Origin of the sequence: Anaerotignum sp. (assembly GCF_031981185.1) — a bacterium.
Taxonomy (GTDB): domain Bacteria; phylum Bacillota; class Clostridia; order Lachnospirales; family Anaerotignaceae; genus Chakrabartyella.
The window spans coordinates 83,026-85,194 of sequence record NZ_DALYUL010000017.1; the positions used below are offsets into that span (position 1 = coordinate 83,026).

The 2,169-nt window shown below is 41.7% G+C and carries 3 protein-coding genes; all 3 read right to left on the reverse strand.

Annotated elements, in window-relative coordinates:
• Positions 1–964: IMP dehydrogenase (locus tag RTK36_RS10920; RefSeq protein WP_312047124.1), on the reverse strand; the 964-nt coding region annotated here is incomplete at its 3' end.
• Between the two features lie 218 nt (positions 965–1,182).
• A complete protein-coding gene (locus RTK36_RS10925; protein WP_312047126.1) occupies positions 1,183–1,674 on the reverse strand; it encodes a Gx transporter family protein in 492 nt (163 codons plus the stop codon).
• Positions 1,675–2,037, reverse strand: a complete 363-nt coding sequence (locus RTK36_RS10930; protein ID WP_312047128.1) for a NusG domain II-containing protein — start codon at positions 2,035–2,037, stop codon at positions 1,675–1,677.
• Positions 2,038–2,169 lie beyond the last annotated feature (132 nt).

Here is a 2,169-nt window from a genome sequence, read left to right on the forward strand (position 1 = left end):
TAGTAATACAAATGGAGCCGCCGCCGATACCAACCTTAACGAAATCTGCACCACAATCTGCCAAGAAACGGAAGCCTTCTTTATCTACCACGTTGCCTGCGCCGATTTTCACAGTATCTCCGTAGTTTTTACGCACCCAATCCATGGCATCCTTCTGCCATTCGGAATACCCCTCGGAAGAATCGATACAAAGAATATCTACGCCCGCTTCCACCAAAGCAGGTACTCTTACCATATAATCTCTGGTGTTAATTCCCGCGCCAATCACATATCTTTTGTCCTTATCTAAAAGCTCATGGGAATTTTCCTTGTGACTGTCATAATCCTTACGGAATACCAAATATTGCAGTCTACCCTCTTTATCAACAATAGGCAGCTGATTGATTTTATTGTCCCAAATAATGTTGTTCCCTTCCTTCAGGCTTGTACCCTCAGGTGCTGTAATCAGCTGATTCAAAGGGGTCATAAACTCACTCACCTTTGTATCTCTCTCCATACGGCTGATTCTATAATCTCTGCTGGTTACAATACCCACCAATTTTCCCTGAGCAGTGCCGTCAGTGGTCACCGCTACAGTAGAATGGCCTGTTTTGCGCTTCAAGTTCAAAATATCCTGTAAAGTGCTCTCGGGGCTAATGTTGGAATCACTCATAACAAAACCTGCTTTGTAAGCCTTTGCTCTTGCCACCATTGCCGTCTGACTTTCTATACTCTGAGAACCGAAAATAAAGGAAATACCGCCTTCCTTTGCCAGAGCCACCGCCATTTTGTCGTCAGATACTGCCTGCATAACCGCGGAAGTTAAGGGAATATTCATCTCTAAAGCGGGTTTTTCGCCTTTTTTGAATTTCACTACGGGGGTTTTCAAACTCACATTATCAACTGTACATTCCTTTGAAGAATAACCCGGTACCAATAAAAATTCGCTAAAGGTTCTGGATGGTTCCGTAAAGTATTTCGCCATTTTTTTCTCCTCCTGATGAAAAATAGGGAGCGTATTTCTCTACGCTCCAACTCTAAAAGAATTATTTTCATAAGATTTTAGCACTAAAACCCCCCTTGTACAAGGGGGAGTTCATATTTTTCGTGATTTTGTTGATATCGTCGGTTTTTCTTCCCTTTTCACAAGAATTCATGAACAAATAGCGACCCGTGTCCTTGATTTGAACACATTCGTCCATTTCAAAAACGACGATTTAGATATCCCAAGCTTGTTCTGGCAACCACACCGATTACTCCACCTGTGATCAGACCAAAAATAAGCAAAAACGGCAAATAATACATTAACCGAATATTTTCCACAACCATAGCAGCTACAATAATTTGACCAATATTGTGAAAAACTCCACCGGCAATACTAACCCCTATGATACTGAATTGATTCGTTTTTTTCAAAAGCACCATAATGCAATAGCTGAATAAAGCTCCCGAAAGACTATACAGCAAGCCTGCAAAACCCGCAAACATCAACCCGGAAAGAAGCACCCGCACGAGAGAAATAAAAAATGCCGCCCTTGCATCCATAAAATATAGCACAATAACAATAATTACATTGGCAAGACCAAGTTTCATCCCCGGAACCAAAAGTGGCAACGGTATCAGCATTTCTACATAGCCCATAAGTATGCCTAGAGCCGCAAACAGCCCATAATATGCAACACTTTTCCGCCCCATTTATCCCACCACCATATCATACGCTGTTTTCTTTTCCCCTATAATTTCCACCACTAATTTATGGGGCAAACAAACAATGGTTTCTCCTGTTAAATGGATTTTTTTATGCTCCACACAAATCTGGTCTCTGCAGTCCGCCTCTTGCATGGTAACATAGCCATCCTGAATCTGTATGATATTAAAGCCCGTTTCTGTTTCAACCCGATATAGGGTATCCTCAGATAGGGGCAACTCCGCTTTTACTTCACCATCGGCAGTAATTCTTGCATATCCGCCTTTTTCCGCTCCCAGAAAGAAAAAAAGGGCAAAGCCAATCGCTGCCACAAGAAGAACTAAAATCAGAATTTTATCTCCCTTTTTCATACCTGCCACCTTTCTTCCCACATAGGAAAAAAAGGAAGCAATTGCTTCCTTTTCTATGTAATAGGATTTATTAATAATAACTATCTAAATGCCCAGAGCCGGAATCGAACCAGCGACACGAGGATTTTCAGT